The organism is Planctobacterium sp. AWM4_229 (assembly GCF_056160305.1).
This window is the reverse complement of record NZ_JBSWWX010000003.1, coordinates 443,559-462,514: the sequence shown is the minus strand read 5'-3', so window position 1 is coordinate 462,514 and position 18,956 is coordinate 443,559. Positions and strand designations below refer to the sequence as shown.

The window sequence follows — 18,956 nt, the reverse complement described above, 5'->3', positions numbered from 1 at the left end:
TGTCACCGGATACGGCTTGGAAGCAAAAACGCTATTAACATGGCCATTGAATACCCCCACCAAAAAGACAGTTCGAGCACATAAAGTGTCAGAATTTCAACAATCAGCAAGATAGTTGGCGTAATGTAATAGATTGCAGGAAATTGCCGCTGATGTTTAGCAAGGTAGATAAGCACCAATAAGCTAATTAGCGGATGGGCTCCAGGAAGCATCACAACCTTATCTTGCTCAAAAAAATACAGTTCAACGCTAAGAAACGCTAATAGAGCGGCCCCCAAATAAAGTAAAATCTTTTGCCAAGCGTCAATGCCATTGCGATGAAATAATCCCCTTTCAAACGCGGCATTTTGTGGAAACCCGGCAAGCAGCTTCATACCAGCTAACACCAATAGCAGGCATATTTGTATTACAACAAGGACAGATAAAACATCGGCATAACCATTTATCTGCCGATAGAAAAGATGGTAATAGCACAGACAAGAAAACAAGATGAGCAGATGCGTTAATAGCATCATCCAGTACCCGGTTCTTCTGGAGCTTTGCCAAAGTATATTAATGGCTATACAAATACTAACCAGTAGCGATAGCCACCACCAGACAGTCAGATATTCATTGTAAAGTACCATCCAGGTGTCTTTAGAAAATAGTAAAAAATCCTGCAATGAATAACTCAACAAGGTCTGCATTTTATCCAAGCCCCTAAAGGTTACTAAAGGCTTGTCTTATTTCATTTCTTTGCTTTTCATCCGGCAAAACACCATACATGGCCTGCATATTTTCCTTCATGTGGGCCACTTGACTGGTGGCTGGGATGGCAACCGTCACACCAGGCATGGAGATGATGAATTTAAGCATGAGTTGCGGCCAGGTTCGGCACTGTAGCTCATTAGCCCAGTTGGGTACCTTTTTCCTTTCAGTTTGCCTTGTCAGGCCCCCACCCCGAAACGGCCTGTTGCAAATCACCGCGATCCCTTTATCAAGAGCAAGAGGAATTAAACGCCGCTGTGCGTCTGTATCAATGAGATTGTAGGTAAGCTGAACAAAATCCAGCGATTGTGTTTTTAAAATCTGCTCGATTTCATCATGACGACGACCATGAGAGGTGGTGATACCAACATAACGAATAATCCCCGCATGTTTTAACTCTTTAAACCAAGGCAGATGCTCTCGCCAGCCCACCAGGTTGTGCACTTGAAGCAAGTCGAACTGGTTTCTACCCCATAAACGCTGTGAATCTGAAAGCTGTTGCCTGGCTTCTGTGGTTGAGCCCGTCCAGGTCTTAGTTGCGGTAAAGGTTTGTTCAGCCCCTGTTTTACCCAGTGCATAGCCAATTACTTCCTCTGATGAGCCATACATAGGTGAAGAATCGATGAATGTGCCACCCGCTTCAAAAAAAGCGCGTAATACTACTGTCCGGGCGTTTCGCAGTACCACGCTGCCACCCACATTAAACGTAATCCAGGTACCCATACCAATAGCCGGCACAGATTCTCCTGTGGAGGGAATGTTCCCCATGAGCATGGGAAAATCGGTGGATTGATTAGCAAAAGAAAAAGGCAGGCTAGCCGAAAGCGACAGACTCCCGAGCGCCTTCAAACACCATCTTCGGTCAAAATATTGGTGGCCCTGGAACGTTGTCATCGAATACCCTTAATTCACTCGCCTAAGGATAAGACTACACCCCGTGCAGATTTCCTACCTTGTGTATTCGTTGAACAGTATGGTTAACAAGACAAACGCCATTAACCGCCGTTTTTTGGTTGGTCAGTGCAACATGGCGTTAAGTTGATCAATCAGCTCACACCACTCAGCATCGTCTTCCAATTCGGACTTGATAAAAGCCCTTTGGGAATCCGTCCAAAATTCTGCATCTTCGATATGTACTTCTTCAGGTAAACCATTGTTTTGATAGATAAAGTAGTCCATTCCTTCGTCACTGGAGTCCAGCCCCAATTGGGAAAATAAATCTTTTAAGGTAGGAGTCGTGTTAAGCATAATACCAACCTCAGTTGTATGACTTAGTTGTTCAGTACAGTATAGTTAAGTTACTTATTTTTGCCTGAAGCTTCGGATTGCTTCGCTATTTTTGCTTCGATGGAGTATTTAATGACAACAATTAAAACTATATTGTTACTATTTATGAGCTGCTTTCTACTTTTTTCAGGTAGCGCTTATGCTCAGGAATTCAGAAACATTGCAGATGACAATCTATTTATTATCGAGACAGACGAAGGCAAGATTTATGTGGAACTTGCCCCTGAGTTTGCGCCAAAGCACGTGGAGCGGATAATTCAAATAAGCCGCGGTAAACAATATCAGGGAACGGAGTTTTATCGAGTGATTGATGGCTTCGTGGCTCAGGCAGGCCCGGGAGGCAAGCAAAACCTGACTTTGGCACCATTGCAACTTGAAGCGCTAAACAGCAGCAAAAATTTAGACTATACCCTTGTGCAGAGCAATGACTTGTTTGCCCCATTTACGGCATTTAGCAAGGGTTTTGCTATCGCCTTTAATCAAGACAAATCAGAATATTGGCTAACTCACTGCCCCGGAGTAGTGGCTATGGCAAGAGGCAACGATGCCCACTCTGCCACCAGTGACTTTTATATAACTATTGGTCAAGCCCCCAGATACCTGGATCGCATAATGAGCATTTTTGGCCGGGTAGTTTATGGTATGGATGTAGTACAACGCACTAAACGTGGCGTTACTGGAGAAAACGGTTTATTCCCAAACCAGCAGCAACCCACGACCATTCTGACAACTTATTTAGCCAGCGAATTACCCGAAAAACACCGTCCAGCTATTCGCGTTGAGAAAACCGAGGGGGATGTGTTTGAACAAAAACTACAGGCTCGCAAAAACCGTAATCACGCATTCTTCTTCGAAAAACCGCCAGCCGTATTAGATGTATGTCAGGTGCCTCTCGCGGTTGAGTTTGAAGCACCTGAGACAACTAATTAATCGCGATTTCGGCCATACTTGTCGTGACTGGTTACCCAGTCACCCGCTATCACCGCGCAGCCCAAGGAGATGTCACCAGCTAACACCGTTGCGGCCACTATCTCAGCAAATTTATTGGCTTTGCCTTTACCATAACAGCCTAACAAATTCAGACATTCTTTTTGGGTTGGCAACCCTGTTCCACCGCCATAGGTGGCGCAGATTAGTGATGGCAAAGTAACCGCAAGATAGAGATCGCCATTGTCCAATAGCTCATGAGAAAGAATGCCCGCATGAGACTCAACCACATTAGCCTCATCTTGACCTGTAGCGATAAATAGCGAAGCAATGCCATTGGCAGAATGAGGGCCATTGTAGGCAGCACCGGCCATCATAGCCCCGGTATTGGCCATAACGCAGGCACGGGCCATAGCAACGGTATCCGTGTGCATGTAACGCATTAATATATCGCGTTTGATGACGACTTCGGCAATCACCCGCTTGCCTCTGGAGCCCAACATATTCAGGTGACTATGCTTCTTGTCAGTATCCATATTTCCCGACAGCAAATATCGCGTTGGAGTTTTATAATTGGCAATAATCCATTCACATGCAGCAAGCGTTGCCTTGCCCACCATGTTTTGTCCAGCGGCATCACCTGTGGTGTAGTTAAAACGCAAATAACGCATCTTGGCTACTGACCACTGCTGAATATTCACCAACTTTCCAATACTGGTAGTAGACTCTGCAACCTCTTTGATGGTGTCAAAGTTTGCTTTGACCCAATCCCCAAAGGCCCTTGCCTCTTGCGCATCATTAAAAATGAATGCCGGGGCGCGTTGCATATACTGTTCTACCACCGTGGTTTTACAACCACCAGATTCACTAATCACCCGCATACCGCGACTGTAACTGGCAACCAGCGTACCTTCGGTTGTCGCAAGCGGTACATAAAAATCGCCTTGTGCGTGCTCGCCATTGATAGTAATTGGCCCGGCAACGCCAAGCGGCATTTGTACCACACCAATGAAATTTTCGATATTGCCGGGTAAACATGCCGGATCAATACTAAATTGTCCCGTATGTTCCAGAGCCTCCCCTGTTTTCTCAGTTAGAAAATCCCGGCGTTTTTTCGCCATTTCATGGGTATAGTTGGTTTTCCCATTCCTGGGGATGCGATCTGCTACTTTCATAATAATGTGTCCCGGAAGCTTTGTGTTTTTGAGTGTGTGCTTCTTCACTCTACAACAGCGGCTATTGCAACGGGATGACATTTTAACCAATAGTTAGCTCATCAGAGTTGTAGAAGTCTGATGTCTATTCCCTGCTTTTCACACGGCGTTTCACAGACTCACAAATTGTTAAGTGGAAATAATATAACCAAAATACGGTTAATATTTTAACCTTTATATCAATTCACAATATGCAGTTATAAATCCTTGAAGTTCATTTTTTAACCCTCTATAACCTGCACTGGTCAGAGCTTATACCAGAATGCATTTTTCTTTGCTGCTGAATTAGCTACTGACTCAATAAAAAAACAAAACAGGAACATAACAAATGAAACGACCCTACATTTTAGCCTTGCTGCTACTTTTTAGTATTAGCACTTCTGCCTCGGCCAATACTGGCCTCGCCTTAGTGCATGGCACCGGAAACCCATCGGATGCTTACAACGATTATTGGACTGGTGATTTTGTAAACTCAGTGAAACAAGGACTGAGTAATCCATCACTGGTACTGGTGATTAACTGTAATTTTGACAAATACATGTGGGACAGTGACGCTGCTGGCTGTCTCGCTGGTGAGCTGAGTCAATTTATCAGCCAAAATCAAATCTCTGACCTTAAGGTGGTCACTCACTCAAACGGCGGTAACGTAATGCGTTGGATTTTAAGTAATCCTACATGGGACAGCCGTTATCCAGACATCATTGCTAAAACCAGCCGAGTTATCGCGCTGGCTCCTTCAAGTGGTGGCACACCGCTGGCCGATGCGGTTATGAACGGCAATGTTTTTGAATCGACATTAGGTTGGCTATTAGGTTATCAATCAGACGCTGTACGTCAGCAGCAAGAAAGCTGGATGGCCTTCTACAATGACAATTATCTTGCAGGTACCTCAGGTCGCCCTGCCTTACCCACTATATTTGAATCGGTTGTGGGCAGCGATGTCGACTCTGCAATTTGGGACGGTGATAGCTATTGTGCGGGTTACCAAAATCAGGTAGCTCTGGAGGTCACGCAAAATTGGTTAGACTCCTGCTCCGACGGCTTTCTGAATTGTTCATCGCAACAAGCGGCAGGCTCTTTGTGGTTTAAAGACAAGCAAAAAACCAAAGGCAGCGAACCATTAAGCCATCAACAAAGCCGCCGAGATTGCTTCAATCTCGATAAATTAGTACGAGACAGAATTTAGGAGCCCAACATGAAAAAGAGTCAATTAACAAAAATTTCCACTGTTGGTCTGTTGAGTGCTTTTATTGCAATAAATAGCCATGCTGAAACCCAGATGGAATTTAAAGCAAAGAATGTTGCTAACATTGCCTTGCCTGCGTCTGAACAAATGGAAACAGAGCGAGTTGAATACATCTGGCCAGCGGTAATGCAAGAAGCCCGACTAATGTCAGAGCAGCAGGAAGCATCCAGTGATGAATATTGGCAAACCATCACCGGCGAGCAAATCAATCGCGGCGTACCTGTTTATATCTCCGAAGAAGCACTGATCAGATTGGCCCCGAAGGCCCGCTATAGCTCTGGGGCACGCCAGGTATCTCCCGGCATCAATCTGAACCAGTTATCGATTACACAACCGGATGGTACGCCGGCCAAATTAAACCTGATAGCTGGTCAGCAAGAGATGCAAAACGCCGGTTTTAACGATGGCAGTGTGGCTGTTAAAATCAGTAATGTAAGCAACAAACCACTGCTTATTCAGAGCCAGAACAAACTGGCGGCTGATAGCGAATATTTGCTACACGTTAAAGAAAAAAACAGCCCCTATCAGCTGAAGCTGGCTATGCCCTCACATTTCGACGGCGAAACAAGCTTGACTATCAACGCCTCTTTGCATAATCAAAAGCTGGTTCCTTTTAGCACCGAAATAAAGCTGCTATCGCCCTCTGGTGAGGAACTTGATGCCCAACTGCGAGATAACCAGGTGATATTCAACAATCCCCTCACTGAGTTTGGAGCAAGAAATGGACTGTATCAGTTGGAACTTCACACTTCAGGTAATGCAGGTGGTAAGCTGGTTAAACGCTCGGTGAAACTGCCGTTTATTAACGTCGCCAAAACTGCCAGTTTAGGTGAAGTTCAAATTGATAAGCAAATAGCCCTCGATATCAATGTGTTTGATTCGGGCAGATATAACGTTAGTGCAACCTTGCAAGGAATTGATAACCAAGGCAATCTGCAACGCTTGCAAACCGCGGATGTCGCCGAGACTTTGTCTCAGAACAAACAATTGGTTCTACCTTTTGATTTGAGTAAATTCAGTCAATTCAAAAACTTTTCATTGGTGGATGTTAAACTCACTGATCAAAGTCGCTTGATGACGCTTGAAGTGCATTCGGCGCTATAAAAACAACCATAGCTTCGCTGGTGAAACACGACTTCACCAGTGAGGCTATTCTACTTCACTCCCGCAATATTGAGTTTGTAATTGCTCTTCATCTAACCCTTCCAGCCAAATACGAATTAACCTGGAACGAGCAATACCTGTCTTTTGCGCACACAAATCTAACTTTTGTTTTGCCTCAAGTGACAGTGAAAATGTCGCCCGTAGTTTCTTTTTACTCGCTTTTAGTTGAGTTTTCCCTTGCACTATCGGGTATACATTATCCAAACCAGCAGCATAACGCTCTGCCTCATCAATAAACGCATCCAGCGACAGATTTCGTTTTTCAGAGACAGGCAACTTGCGCTTTAGGCTGGTAAATGGCATGCACATTCTCCTTGGCTTTAAGGTCGATTAATTCATTAAATACGGCGCGGATCTCTCCTGCGGCTTTGCCATTGGGATCGCGTTCAAACACCGACATGCCATCCTCTTCACTGTCATCATATATGTTTCGGCTGTAAGTAATGGCATTTAACACTGCCAAATCATAAGACTCACACACCTCTTTCGCCTCAATGATACGGTTTACCATCGTCGGCAAAGCCGGGCACTGAGTCAAAACAAACGCCATATTCATGTGGGGGTTTGCCATCTTGCAGGTACTGATGATGTCCTCCATGTGGGCCACCGTTTTTAAATCGCGACGTTTAGGCCTGATAGGCACCAGAACATACTGCGCAACGGCAAGGGCTGAGCGCAGGGCCAAGTTATCTTGTCCACCACAATCAATAACCATGTACTCATAATGTCGGCTAAGGCTCAATAATTCCTCACGCACCTTACCGAACAACTGAATACAATTAATTTTAGGTACATCAGGATTGTCGTTACGCTCCTGAATCCAGCTGGAAGTGGTACGCTGCGGATCACAATCAACCAAAAGAATAGAATCACTCAGTGCATGCCGAATATAAACGGCGATGTTTTGTGCCAGGCAGCTTTTACCGCTACCGCCCTTTTCTCCACCTACTGCAATAATCATGGTTTGCCCCATCGAACTGTTTAAAATACAACCACATTTCAACCTTAGTCCTTATTGGAAACAATGGAAGTGCCGATAGGCATAGGTAAAATCTGTAAGGAATGGATTTGAATACCTTTAACGTGAAAGAATTCACAAAACACAGGAATTAAGTAGTAAAGAGCAGTTTAGGTTGCACATTGCGTGCAACCTTTTGGCTTTGAGTGCGAGATCTTTATTCGCCGCTACGTATCATGAGGTGCTGGATTTTTTGCTCGCCGATGTAGCAAAACACCTTAGGTATCACTCCATACAACAGGGTTAGAAAACAGATGCCCATTGCTTGCCCCAGCATTTTATCCATAATGATTTCATTTACATCTATAGCTACAGCAACTGCTCCAATGAGTAATCCCAACCACCCGAGCCACAAACAACTACTGCCTAATATGGCGTAAACGTGCTTGGCGGCCTGGAGCTCTGTGACTGTTAATTTCAATTCATTGTCAAAAAGTAACCTGAAGGCTGTTTTGCAGGTTTGCGCAGAACAAATACCTAGGGTGAGGAATACAGCGGGCGGTATGACTAATAAAAATGAAGGCACATTGATAAACATGCTGAATTCACCGCTCCAAAATAAAGCCATTGTCAGTGTTGCTATGAAAGTCAGTAGTCCCAAAATAAACATCAGTACACCTCGTTTGGTTTGCCATAAATAACGAATGGCTGTTTTAAACGCCTGGCGTTGATACCAGATGATGGCTGTAAATACATTCTCATACTCGATTTTTTGCTGATATTCTTCCGCCAAATCCCCGACTATCGGCTCTTTAAGTGAAGCAGGCAGACACCAGGTTAAAAATCGCTCTGATAATCTTGGTGGTTGAGCCACTAAAGACTGCGGATTAAGATCCATGGCTAACCTCCATTAGACTGCCTCTCAAGGACAAGCCTTGCCACATGAGCGTCAATGCATCTTTACTGCGTTTTAGCGCTTGTTGCCCTTTAGCAGTAATTTTGAAGTACTTCTTGGCACGTCCGCCCCGCTCTTTGGTAGGCTCACCCATAGTGGATGAAACCATGCCTTTAACTTCGAGTCGTTCCAGTGTCGCGTATAAAGCGCCCACGGTAACATCTCGGTTTAGTTGCTCGGACAATAACTCTCTGATGGTCTTTCCATAGGCATCAGTGCCCAAACGCATCACAGCTAATAATATGACTTGCTCAAATTCACCGAGATATTTTTGTTCACTCACCAATAAGCGCTCCACACCATTTCATCTATAATGTAGAGGATATTAGCAAAAGCACAAGATTTATTTTATTTTGTAGAATAAATCAGTATTGGTTAGAGGCAGAGCTCCAGTCGGGATCGTAGTAATGCATTGATAAACCATAGGATTGGTAAATTTTTGCCAGTTCACCACTGTTGAGCATCTCCCTTAATGCTTTATCCAGTTTAGATGCCAAGACTTCAGACTCTATGCCCTTCACTCTGCGTGAAATCGCCATGTGGAAAAAACGTTTGTCACTGAGCGGTTTTGGTAGAAACTTAACACTGTCTGCCTGCTCTGATTGACTCAGATAATAGTAAAATATACGTTGATTTGCCGCAACGGCCTGAACGCGTCCAAGCAGCAACAAATCAGTTAACTGCTTTATTTCACTAACCTGCACAGGCACGATATCACCAGATGAAACTGCATTATCAAACGCTTGCCCGATGGAATTGCCATAGACCACCCCAATGTGCCCTTGACCGTATAAATCTTCAATCGAATCAAAGTGAAATTCACTATCGCGGCGTACAGCCAGCCGATAAGTTGATGCGTGTAAAGGCTGTTCGCCAAACACTACATAAGGTGCATAGCGCGGCATCTTAAACAACACACCTATATCTATCCGCCCCTTAAATAAGTATTCGGTGGCACGCTTCTGTGGCAGTAGCAAAACGGTAAAGTCTACACCTATGCGCTTTAGTACAGCGCGAATAACGTCTATATCAGGGCCACTGGCATGGCCATCATCAACCATGTGGTAGGGTTTAAAGGTAACATCGATAACACCAACCTTTAGAGGATGAGGTGTGGTATCGGAATAAACAGGAAACGCGAAATAACAGACAAACAGCAGAAGATGTAATTTCAATACAACTTTGCTGGATACAGAGAAAGGATTGACTTGAAAAGAAAGCATACCCCGAGTTTTAAACAGGGAAGCAGAAAACACAAGCGGATTTGTATCGACTTATACTAAAGTTTTATCAGCCCAAAAAGAAAAACGGGATGCATCCTGCATCCCGTTTCCCATATAAGAACTTAAGCTAAATTTGTTAAAAAATTAAGCTAATGCGCCTTTAGCGGCGTTTACTAATGCTGTGAAAGCTGCTTTATCGTGTACCGCAATATCCGCCAAAATTTTGCGATCGATTTCTACAGAAGCTTTTTTCAGACCATTAATAAAACGGCTGTACGACATACCGTTAGAACGTGCTGCAGCGTTGATACGTGCAATCCACAATTGACGGAATTGACGCTTGCGCTGACGACGGTCACGATAAGCATATTGACCTGCTTTTGTAACCGCCTGGAAGGCTACGCGATATACACGTGAACGTGCACCGTAATAACCTTTTGCAGCTTTTAATACTTTTTTGTGACGAGCACGTGCGATAGTACCGCGTTTTACTCTTGCCATTATTCAGTCTCCTCTCTTACACGTAAGGTAACATGCGTTGGATCAACGCAGTATCTGCATCATGAGCTAGCTTTTTGCCACGCAAGTGACGTTTACGCTTAGAGCTCTTCTTAGTCAGAATGTGACGCAGGTGAGACTGTTTGCTTTTAAAGCGGCCGGAAGCGGTTTTTCTAAAACGCTTCGCGGCACCGCGATTAGTTTTAATTTTGGGCATGATTACATACTCCGCATTTTTAGGCTGATTACGCTAAAACATTTAAATGCGTAACAGCAATTTACTACATAGTCGCAAGGCGAACCCTCCGGGAAAACCCGGTGAATTACTTGCAGGCCTTACAACCTCTACTTTTTAGGTGCTAACACCATGATCATCTGTCGACCTTCCACCCTATTGGGGAAGGACTCGCACACAGCGATATCTTCTAAATCGGTTCTAACCCGTTTAAGAAGATCGATTCCGATCTCTTGGTGGGCCATTTCACGTCCGCGAAAACGGATAGTTACTTTAGCCTTGTCACCACCTTCTAAAAAGCGACGCAGGTTGCGCAGTTTTACCTGGTAGTCGCCTATATCAGTGCCAGGGCGAAATTTAATCTCCTTGACCTGAATTTGTTTCTGCTTTTTCTTTTGCTCTTTTTGAGCTTTACTTTTCTCGAAGATAAACTTCCCGTAATCCATTACTTTACAGACAGGCGGCTCAGCATTTGGACTGATTTCAACCAAATCCAAATTCGCTTCCGCAGCTTTATCCAAAGCTTCGTTTAGGGAAACTATCCCCGCCTGACTTCCGTCAGCTCCAATCAGACGAACTTCATTTGCAGTAATTTCGTTATTAATACGCTCTTTACTGCTGTCCGCTCTATTGTTACCTCTTTTAATAGGTTATTCCTCCGAGAAAATTAGCAAATCTTTTTCTGGTGTATTTCTTCGGATATTTTGCTGATGAAGTCATCTATTGCAAATTTACCCAAATCTTCACCTTTTCGAGTGCGGACAGCCACTTCTCCAGCTTCCACCTCTTTATCACCAATAACCAGCATGTACGGAACACGCCTTATTGTGTGCTCGCGGATTTTAAAGCCTATCTTCTCATTTCTCAAGTCAGACTTGGCTCTAATTCCATGTTTTTGTAACTTTTCAGTCACTTTTTTCACATAATCCGCCTGATTATCGGTAATATTCAGTACAACCGCCTGAGTTGGAGACAACCAGGTTGGGAATTGTCCTGCGTATTCTTCGGTTAAAATTCCGATAAAACGCTCCAGTGAACCCAAAATAGCACGGTGGATCATTACCGGTACTTTACGCTCGCCATCTTCAGCTACATAAGTTGAGCCTAAACGGCCCGGCATTGAAAAGTCTAACTGAATAGTACCGCACTGCCATGCCCTTTCCAGGCAATCGTATAACGTAAACTCTATCTTAGGTCCGTAGAAAGCGCCTTCACCGGGAAGCACTTCGTATTCGATGTCGTTTGCGGTCAGGGCATCTGCCAGGCCTTTCTCCGCTTTGTCCCACATTTCATCATCGCCAACACGCTTTTCAGGGCGTGTAGACAACTTCACAACAATGTTTTCAAAGCCAAAGGTCTTATAGGCTTCGTATACCATTTTAATACAACCGCTTACTTCATCCAGGATCTGCTCTTCTGTACAAAAGATGTGAGCATCATCTTGGGTAAAGCCACGTACGCGCATCAGGCCATGTAAGGCACCCGAGGGTTCGTTGCGATGACAGCTACCAAATTCCGCCATACGCAGTGGTAAGTCACGATAAGACTTCAATCCCTGATTAAAGATCTGAACGTGCCCCGGACAGTTCATAGGCTTAACAGCGTATTCACGGTTTTCTGACTGGGTGGTAAACATGTTTTCTGCATATTTATCCCAGTGACCGGATTTTTCCCACAACGAGCGGTCCATCATTAAAGGACCTTTAACCTCGTCGTAAACGTAGTCCACCAACATCTCGCGAACATACTTTTCTAATTCTTTGTAGATAGCCCAACCATCGTTGTGCCAGAACACCATGCCTGGTGCTTCTTCTTGCCAATGCCACAAGTCCAGCGCTTTACCAATTTTACGATGGTCACGCTTTTCAGCTTCTTCCAGGCGTTTCAAATAGCCTTTTAATTGCTTTTTATCAGCCCATGCTGTGCCGTAGATACGTTGCAGCATTTTATTGTCGCTATCACCGCGCCAATAGGCCCCGGCCACCTTCATAATCTTGAAGTTATGGCAAAAACGCATGTTGGGTACGTGCGGACCACGACACATATCGATGTATTCTTCGTGGTGATACAAACCGGGCTTGTCGTCTTTTTCGATGTTCTCATCAAGTATCGTGGTTTTGTAGCTTTCACCGCGACCTTCAAAAGTGTCTCTTGCAGTTTGCCAGTCAACTTTTTTCTTGATGACGTCGTAATTGGTTTTGGCCAGCTCCAACATTCTCTTCTCAAGTTTATCCAGGTCTTCCTGGCTCAGAGAATGCTCCATATCCACATCGTAATAAAAACCGTTGTCGATAACCGGGCCAATCGCCATTTTCGTATCTGGCCACAATTGCTTAATCGCATGCCCCAATAAGTGTGCACAAGAGTGACGGATGATTTCTAAGCCTTCGTCATCTTTGGCGGTAATAATGCGTAAATCCGCGTCTTCGGTGATCATATCGCTGGCATCGGCCAGTTCACCATTAATTGCACCTGCAATGGTGGCTTTGGCTAAACCGGGACCGATATCGTTAGCGACATCTAAAATGGAAAGTGGATTATCAAATTGACGCTGACTTCCGTCGGGAAGAGTAATAACTGGCATGAGATTTCCTTTTACAGTGGTGACGCCTACCAAACGCCACTTGCGATTTCAGTTTAATAGTAAGTTTTGCATTCTGTCTCACTCTATGAAATAACGACATCCATCAGAAGTTGTCAGAACGCGTCGCGAGTCTACCAACTGCCTAGACAATTTTCCACCCTGGAGTATCAGTTTGAGCCGGACAAATCCAGCAACGCCAAACTTTTTTAAAAAACTATTCTTGCTTTGCTGCTCAATCATCTTATTGATTGCATCAAACATAGCCTTGGCAACCAGCCCGGAGTTGGAATGGCGCATCGAATTTGACAAGCATGAAGTCAAGGTTTGGACTGCTCGGGATGATAATAATAACCAATGGGTTAAAGCCGAAACAGTGGTGAATGCCTCTTGGTGGAGTTTGTTGAATTTGTTACGAGACACGGATAGCGCTGTGGCCTGGATAGACAATGTGATTGCAGTCAAGGTAGTACCCCAGTCAGATCCATTTGTCGATCTGGTGCACACCGAATTTTACGCTCCGTGGCCGTTTCGCAATCGCATGATGAGTACCCGCTCAACGTTAAACTTTGACACAATACAAACCTCTCTCAGCATTGAGGTTGTGCAGCACCCTGCACTTTTCTCAGATGTAAAATTAGTTGCGATGGAAGACGTGGAAGGCGTTTGGCAGGCAACAAAAATAAACCAGAATGAGAGCAAAATTATTTGGACTGGTACAGCGAAGCCCGGTGGCAACATTCCCAGCTGGCTAGCCAGATCTGAGATGAAGAAGTCCACCTATCGCACCTTTATTGCACTTAGGGACAAAATTTCGGAAAAAAAATATCAAGACAAACCATCAGCTTATCTATTATCCCAGTAAAAATGCTGAAACAAGACTAAAAATAAGTGGATTTTTCGTCATAATTAAAACACTCACTTCCTGTTTAAATGGGCGTGGGCAGGACAAGCTGGTCAGTAATGCGGCAATCAACTGATCGATTTGAGTAAGCAAAAATGTGGCACTTTATTAGTGAAAAGATTAGTGACTGCATCCATCATGACTTCATCTGTGACGACATAAGAGAAGTATCCGGTGGAGATTCTCATCGCGCCTTCAAAATATCCGATGGCCGTAAGCGCTTCTTTGTAAAAATAGACAACGAGTCCTCTCTCTCCCATTTCGAAGCTGAAGCAAGAAGCCTGGCACTTTTGCAAAATGCTGCCGATGTCAAAATCCCTAGAGTAATCTGTAGCGGCATAGCCAATAACAACAGTTATCTGGTATTGGAGCATCTCAACTTGAGTGATGGTGAGAGCACAGATTGGTATGAAATGGGTAAACAACTGGCAAAGCTGCACCTGCACACCGAGCAACACTATGGCTGCCATTTCAATAACTATATTGGCAAAACCGTTCAGGTTAACTCCTGGACTGATGATTGGGCAGGCTTTTTCAGCGAATTTAGAATTGCTAAATTACTGCAGCTGATGGCAAGCCAGGGGATCCACTTTGTAAATATCGATAAAGCCAGAGAGCAAATCTATACTCTATTGAAAGGCTACCAACCCAAAGCCTCATTATTACACGGCGATTTGTGGCGGGGTAATGTGGCTTTTTTCAAACATGCGCCGGTTATTTTTGATCCAGCCAGTTATTTTGGAGACAGGGAAACCGATCTTGCCATGAGCGAGCTATTCGGGGCATTTCCAAAACCGTTTTATCAAGGATATGAAGCTGTTTGGCCACTCCCAGACGGCTACCAACAGCGCAAAACCATATATCAGCTGTACCACATTTTAAACCATGCCCTGATGTTTGGCGGCCATTATATGGACTCAGCAAAGGCAACATTAAAACAAATACAAAAGCACTAACAGAGCACACCAAAGAGGAACTAATCTGATATTTATCAAACGAGGCTTAACATGTTTAACGACCATACATTAAAACACACCGACATAAACTGCCCTCACTGCGGGCATCCGGTTCACCTTGATTTAGATTGCAGCAATGGCGATCAGGACTATATTGAAGATTGCGCCAATTGCTGCAACCCCATTCATTTAAACTTGCATTTAAATGAAATCAATAGAACATTGGAGCTCAGTGTTAGCTCAGATAACGAACAGATTTATTAGAAAACGCAAAGCGCCAACCTATATTTTTTTAACAGCACTTGTATGCCTGTGGCTGGGTTTGGCTGCATGCGCTCAAAAGCCTTGGTTACACAATACCTTAGAGGAGTATCAGTCCAGACTTGCCAATATCCTGGAAGTAGATCCGCCCTCGTTAATTGCTTCGACAGTGATTTCCGCGACACCGAAGCAGGTCTATTACCCACAGAGCAGCGCCGGGCCACTTAACATAAAACTAAGAGAATTTTACAACTTACCCGACTGCGGTATTAAACCCATTATTGCCCAGCGCAACACTACCCTCGGAAAACTGCAGGCACCATCACAACGCTATTTGTATGAAGCTCGTTTGTTGGGCGCATTATATCAATGTATGTTGATAGTTGATGACGAGTCGCAGCAGCAATTGCGTTCAATAATCAGCCGTAAAGAGCAAGTCGTAGTGGAGAGTTGGAATAATCTGATTTTTAACAGTGATGAAATCAACAGTGCGCGCTTTAATAATTCGGCTCATTTCGATAAAAAAGAAGACCACCGCTCAGCCATCCAAAACTGGCATTCTCTGTTGCGATATTCACCACCAGAATTAAAAGAAAAACGTTATCAATTAGCAAATGAAAGCTCGCTGGAAATCTTACTGCAATCCATCAGCAAATTTAAAACTCCAGCTAAATTGCGTAACGACATGCAGATGCTCATCTCCACCCTGCCTCAAATTACAACTTACCTGGAGGCAAATATGACGCGACTCAATTGTGAATCCAATCCCGGTGACAAAATCAAAGCAGAGTATTTACGCAATGTATTTAACTTGTTTTTTATTCAGGAAATCCAACCACAAGCAGGCAAAATAAACGACTGGTATTATCAACTTTCTGTGATTTTTGATGCGTTGGATATTACCGAGCATGAAGACAACACGCTAAACAAATCACTACACAAACATTTTGTCTTCGCAATAAAGGACCACGTTGCCCGGTGGCAGGTGTTTTTCAAGCGCTGTGATATGGTGCCAGGCAACTGACGCAGAGTCAGAAATTCAACATTCCCCTCAATATAAACATGTAACCATCTGTTATGCTTAGCTTTATTTATATTTATTAAAGTTTTTTGCAAATTCAGGTTGCTTCAGTCTGGCTGCGATATAACGGAGCTATGTTAATTAAGAGCAGCAACACATGAACAAACTTCTACTAATACTACTGTGCCTGATTTCGTATAATGCCTATTCAACAACGACCAGTCAGTCACCACTAAAAGAACTTGAGAAAAAGCTCAGCAACGACCACTTCAAACAAATTACCAGTATCCTGGTTCAGGTTAATGACCGACGTATTTATGAATACTATGGCAATCAAATTAATGCCGATAGCCTGCATGATATTCGCTCTGCCAGTAAAACCTTTACTTCCTTAGCGGTAGGACTGGCAATTGACAATGCTTTATTAGCTTCTGAGCACACAAAAATAATGCCGCACTTATCTCCTTATCAAGTGCAACAGCATAATTTCAAAGGCAAGCAAGAAATGACTTATGCAAACTTGTTGACCATGAATCCCCCCATGGAGTGCAACGACTGGAACAGTTTTTCAGCCGGCAATGAGGAGCGCATGTATTTGCGGGCTGACTGGACGGAGTTTATGCTCAATTTACCTGAAAGAGGCATTCCTCCTTGGGAATCCAAATTAGCAGAGCGCTTTAATCAAATAGCTTTCTCTTACTGTACAGGTGGTGTATTTCTGGTGGGCAAAGCCCTGGAAAACATCACGGGTAAACGAGCAGATATTTATTTGCAGGAGCATCTGTTTAAAAAAATGAAAATCGACAACTTGCGTTGGCACTATTCACCCAAAGGACACGCCCAAACAGGTGGTGGTGTGCGCATTACTTCTCGAGACCTGCTTAAAATTGGGCAATTACTATTGGATCAAGGTAGCTGGAAAGGCCAACAATTGGTGTCTCAACAATGGGTTGAGAAAATGATGCAGCCGCGCGCCGACATCGATATCGAGCGTAATATTCAATATGGTTATTTGCTTTGGATCTACCAGTTTAATTTAGAAGGTAGAACCATAACGGCTTGGGCTGCATCAGGCAACGGGGGAAACTATTTATGGATTGTGCCCTCACTCAACCTCACCGCGGTGATCACCAGCACGGCATTCAATCAACCCTACATGCACCGACAGAGCCAGGCGATTTTTAGCGACCATTTGCTCAAGATGTCATCTCTTGTCACTGACGCTTCTGACTAATCGCCTGCAATTGTTCAAAAGCCGATGAAGCTCTCAGTTCATTGAGGGCCTGAGCTTGACTTATCTGCAGTTCTTTTAAAATTGCCTTGGTATGCTGGTTATCAGGTAGAAGCCCGCTCTTTATTAAAAAGCTTAGCTTCTCACTATCGCGATATCCAGTAATCAAGGCCTGCTTGAGATAATTAGGGTAGGCTTCCCCAGACAATGCAAAATCGCCCAGTGCAAGCAGTACATAATCATTGGGCCAGTGCCACTGTTTAAATTCAATTATGCGCATTTGATGCGAAATTTGCTCCGGCTTCTGCACAGCTTGCTGGTTTATCCAAAGCAGTGCCAGTAAATATTCTGGTTGATTGTCGCGACAAAAACTGTGTACCTGACTTTGAGAAACCTGTGTGCCAGTTTGTATGGCTAAAACTATCTGGTACAGGAAACTTGAACAAGACTGCTCAGACCACGAGGCAATTTGCTCTAACTGCGTCTGCGCATGCTGAAACCGCTGTTGCTTTATAAGCCAATCGACATAAGCGAATTGCTCAGTCAGGTTGTGCGGGTTTAATAAAACAGCTTGCTTAAACCAAAGCTCTGCATTAGCCGACATTCCCAGCAAATCATACCATAGTGCAAGTTGCGAATATCGAAACTCGTGGTTGCCCTGTAGACTGCGTAAATGATAATCAGCAGCTTCTACGAGCTCACCGCGGATTGTCAGCAAATAAGCAATATCACCGTACAGCGATAGTTCACTATCGCTGTATTGCAATGCTTCTCGATAGAACTGTAAGGCCCCAGAGATATCTCCAGAGACATCCTGAACTAATCCTGTTGCTTGCAATGTAAACGGATCATCCGGTGCCAGCTCAAGTGCATGTTGAGCGTGCTTTGCTGCTATATCCAATAAAGAATCGTCGGCTGCAAACTTGGAGACCTGATGTGCCAAGGTCATAGCTAAACCCGCCAAAGCCGGTACATTGTCTGGATGCACCAGTAATAACTCACGATAAAGTTCTGCGGCATGTTGCAACGAGCGTTCAGTAAACTGCTGCCGATATTGATGTGCTTTTTGCAATGATTCAGATTGAAACGCTAATGTTTCGATGTTATTTTTGAAGGGCTGTAACGCTAAGTAAAGCAGCAAAACTAAAAGTGCCAATCCTCCACAGGCAACAATGGTAAAGTGATTTTTTTGCTTAGCTTTGGGTAACTCGACAACTTCAAACATCCAGCGATAACCCTCGCCGCGACGATTTTCAATGCAGTTTTCAGCAACGCCAGCACTGCTCAGCGACTTCCGAAGTAATGCAATTCGCTGTACTACCGTTTCGTCTGCCACCACCTGACCACTCCAACACTGTTTTATCAGCTCATCAATGGAAACGGCATGAGGTGCGTTGAGAAATAACAGCTGTAACACTTTGAAGCTCAAAAACGGTAACTTCAAAATCTTGCCGTTCACCACTACAAGCTGTTGTTTTTGATCAAGTTCAACACCGGCAGAAGTAAGGTGAGTTATTACATTACCGTCCAAATTAGAAAGCATTAAAA

Annotated in this window: 22 protein-coding genes; 8 read left to right on the top strand and 14 right to left on the bottom strand. The window is 44.1% G+C overall.

What is annotated here, in order from left to right:
* Positions 1-2 precede the first annotated feature (2 nt).
* The 3 genes from ACXAGP_RS08575 to ACXAGP_RS08565 form a co-directional block, all read right to left on the bottom strand.
* Positions 3-686: a hypothetical protein gene (locus tag ACXAGP_RS08575; RefSeq protein ID WP_475260777.1), complete on the bottom strand. Its 684-nt coding sequence runs from the start codon at positions 684-686 to the stop codon at positions 3-5.
* 13 nt (positions 687-699) lie between these two features.
* Positions 700-1,641 (bottom strand): aldo/keto reductase, encoded by a 942-nt coding sequence (locus ACXAGP_RS08570; protein ID WP_475260776.1) that lies wholly within the window; start codon positions 1,639-1,641, stop codon positions 700-702.
* Positions 1,642-1,764: 123 nt separating this feature from the next.
* Complete coding sequence (locus tag ACXAGP_RS08565; protein ID WP_338292350.1) at positions 1,765-1,995, bottom strand: DUF2789 family protein; 231 nt, start codon at positions 1,993-1,995, stop codon at positions 1,765-1,767.
* A 111-nt stretch (positions 1,996-2,106) separates the two neighbouring features.
* Between ACXAGP_RS08565 and ACXAGP_RS08560 the strand changes: the two genes are divergently transcribed.
* Complete coding sequence (locus tag ACXAGP_RS08560; protein WP_475260775.1) at positions 2,107-2,964, top strand: peptidylprolyl isomerase; 858 nt, start codon at positions 2,107-2,109, stop codon at positions 2,962-2,964.
* On the opposite strand, the gene ACXAGP_RS08555 is transcribed toward ACXAGP_RS08560, so the two are convergent.
* Entirely contained in the window at positions 2,961-4,136 is a 1,176-nt protein-coding gene (locus tag ACXAGP_RS08555; protein ID WP_475260774.1) for a hydroxymethylglutaryl-CoA reductase, read from the bottom strand. The two genes, ACXAGP_RS08560 and ACXAGP_RS08555, sit on opposite strands and share 4 nt — an antisense overlap.
* A 367-nt stretch (positions 4,137-4,503) precedes the next feature.
* Here ACXAGP_RS08555 and ACXAGP_RS08550 point away from each other — a divergent pair, with 367 nt between their 5' ends.
* Together ACXAGP_RS08550 and ACXAGP_RS08545 are read left to right on the top strand one after the other, a co-directional pair.
* Entirely contained in the window at positions 4,504-5,361 is an 858-nt protein-coding gene (locus ACXAGP_RS08550; RefSeq protein WP_475260773.1) for a hypothetical protein, read from the top strand.
* A gap of 9 nt (positions 5,362-5,370) precedes the next feature.
* Positions 5,371-6,525 carry a DUF4785 domain-containing protein gene (locus ACXAGP_RS08545; RefSeq protein ID WP_475260772.1) on the top strand — a complete coding sequence of 385 codons (1,155 nt, stop codon included), beginning with the start codon at positions 5,371-5,373 and terminating at the stop codon, positions 6,523-6,525.
* Positions 6,526-6,570: 45 nt separating this feature from the next.
* On the opposite strand, the gene ACXAGP_RS08540 is transcribed toward ACXAGP_RS08545, so the two are convergent.
* From ACXAGP_RS08540 to thrS, 9 genes are all read right to left on the bottom strand, one after another.
* On the bottom strand, positions 6,571-6,888 hold the full coding sequence (locus tag ACXAGP_RS08540; RefSeq protein ID WP_475260771.1) for a ribbon-helix-helix domain-containing protein: 318 nt from the start codon (positions 6,886-6,888) through the stop codon (positions 6,571-6,573).
* Entirely contained in the window at positions 6,848-7,546 is a 699-nt protein-coding gene (locus tag ACXAGP_RS08535; protein ID WP_475260770.1) for an AAA family ATPase, read from the bottom strand. Before ACXAGP_RS08535 ends, ACXAGP_RS08540 begins: the two co-directional genes overlap by 41 nt.
* 214 nt (positions 7,547-7,760) lie before the next feature.
* Positions 7,761-8,441: a hypothetical protein gene (locus ACXAGP_RS08530; RefSeq protein ID WP_475260769.1), complete on the bottom strand. Its 681-nt coding sequence runs from the start codon at positions 8,439-8,441 to the stop codon at positions 7,761-7,763.
* A complete protein-coding gene (locus tag ACXAGP_RS08525; protein ID WP_475260768.1) occupies positions 8,431-8,781 on the bottom strand; it encodes a PadR family transcriptional regulator in 351 nt (116 codons plus the stop codon). Before ACXAGP_RS08525 ends, ACXAGP_RS08530 begins: the two co-directional genes overlap by 11 nt.
* Before the next feature lie 82 nt (positions 8,782-8,863).
* A complete protein-coding gene (locus ACXAGP_RS08520; protein WP_475260767.1) occupies positions 8,864-9,673 on the bottom strand; it encodes a substrate-binding periplasmic protein in 810 nt (269 codons plus the stop codon).
* A gap of 192 nt (positions 9,674-9,865) precedes the next feature.
* Positions 9,866-10,222: a 50S ribosomal protein L20 gene (gene rplT / locus ACXAGP_RS08515; RefSeq protein WP_229527658.1), complete on the bottom strand. Its 357-nt coding sequence runs from the start codon at positions 10,220-10,222 to the stop codon at positions 9,866-9,868.
* A gap of 16 nt (positions 10,223-10,238) precedes the next feature.
* A complete protein-coding gene (gene rpmI / locus ACXAGP_RS08510; protein ID WP_229527659.1) occupies positions 10,239-10,436 on the bottom strand; it encodes a 50S ribosomal protein L35 in 198 nt (65 codons plus the stop codon).
* 128 nt (positions 10,437-10,564) lie between these two features.
* Positions 10,565-11,101, bottom strand: coding sequence for a translation initiation factor IF-3 (infC, locus tag ACXAGP_RS08505; protein ID WP_475260953.1), 537 nt, complete (start codon positions 11,099-11,101; stop codon positions 10,565-10,567).
* A 20-nt stretch (positions 11,102-11,121) separates the two neighbouring features.
* Complete coding sequence (thrS, locus tag ACXAGP_RS08500) at positions 11,122-13,038, bottom strand: threonine--tRNA ligase (RefSeq protein WP_475260765.1); 1,917 nt, start codon at positions 13,036-13,038, stop codon at positions 11,122-11,124.
* A gap of 172 nt (positions 13,039-13,210) precedes the next feature.
* Between thrS and ACXAGP_RS08495 the strand changes: the two genes are divergently transcribed.
* The 5 genes from ACXAGP_RS08495 to ACXAGP_RS08475 all read left to right on the top strand — a co-directional run bounded on the left by ACXAGP_RS08495 (position 13,211) and on the right by ACXAGP_RS08475 (position 17,411).
* A complete protein-coding gene (locus ACXAGP_RS08495; protein WP_475260764.1) occupies positions 13,211-13,900 on the top strand; it encodes an SRPBCC family protein in 690 nt (229 codons plus the stop codon).
* A gap of 134 nt (positions 13,901-14,034) precedes the next feature.
* Positions 14,035-14,895, top strand: coding sequence for a fructosamine kinase family protein (locus tag ACXAGP_RS08490; protein ID WP_475260763.1), 861 nt, complete (start codon positions 14,035-14,037; stop codon positions 14,893-14,895).
* 51 nt (positions 14,896-14,946) lie between these two features.
* Positions 14,947-15,159: a CPXCG motif-containing cysteine-rich protein gene (locus ACXAGP_RS08485; protein WP_475260762.1), complete on the top strand. Its 213-nt coding sequence runs from the start codon at positions 14,947-14,949 to the stop codon at positions 15,157-15,159.
* Between the two features lie 58 nt (positions 15,160-15,217).
* Positions 15,218-16,180: a DUF3080 family protein gene (locus tag ACXAGP_RS08480; RefSeq protein ID WP_475260761.1), complete on the top strand. Its 963-nt coding sequence runs from the start codon at positions 15,218-15,220 to the stop codon at positions 16,178-16,180.
* Positions 16,181-16,334: 154 nt separating this feature from the next.
* Complete coding sequence (locus ACXAGP_RS08475) at positions 16,335-17,411, top strand: serine hydrolase domain-containing protein (RefSeq protein ID WP_475260760.1); 1,077 nt, start codon at positions 16,335-16,337, stop codon at positions 17,409-17,411.
* Here ACXAGP_RS08475 and ACXAGP_RS08470 read toward each other — a convergent pair.
* Positions 17,392-18,951, bottom strand: a complete 1,560-nt coding sequence (locus tag ACXAGP_RS08470) for a winged helix-turn-helix domain-containing protein (RefSeq protein WP_475260758.1) — start codon at positions 18,949-18,951, stop codon at positions 17,392-17,394. The genes ACXAGP_RS08475 and ACXAGP_RS08470 overlap by 20 nt on opposite strands.
* Positions 18,952-18,956: the final 5 nt, after the last annotated feature.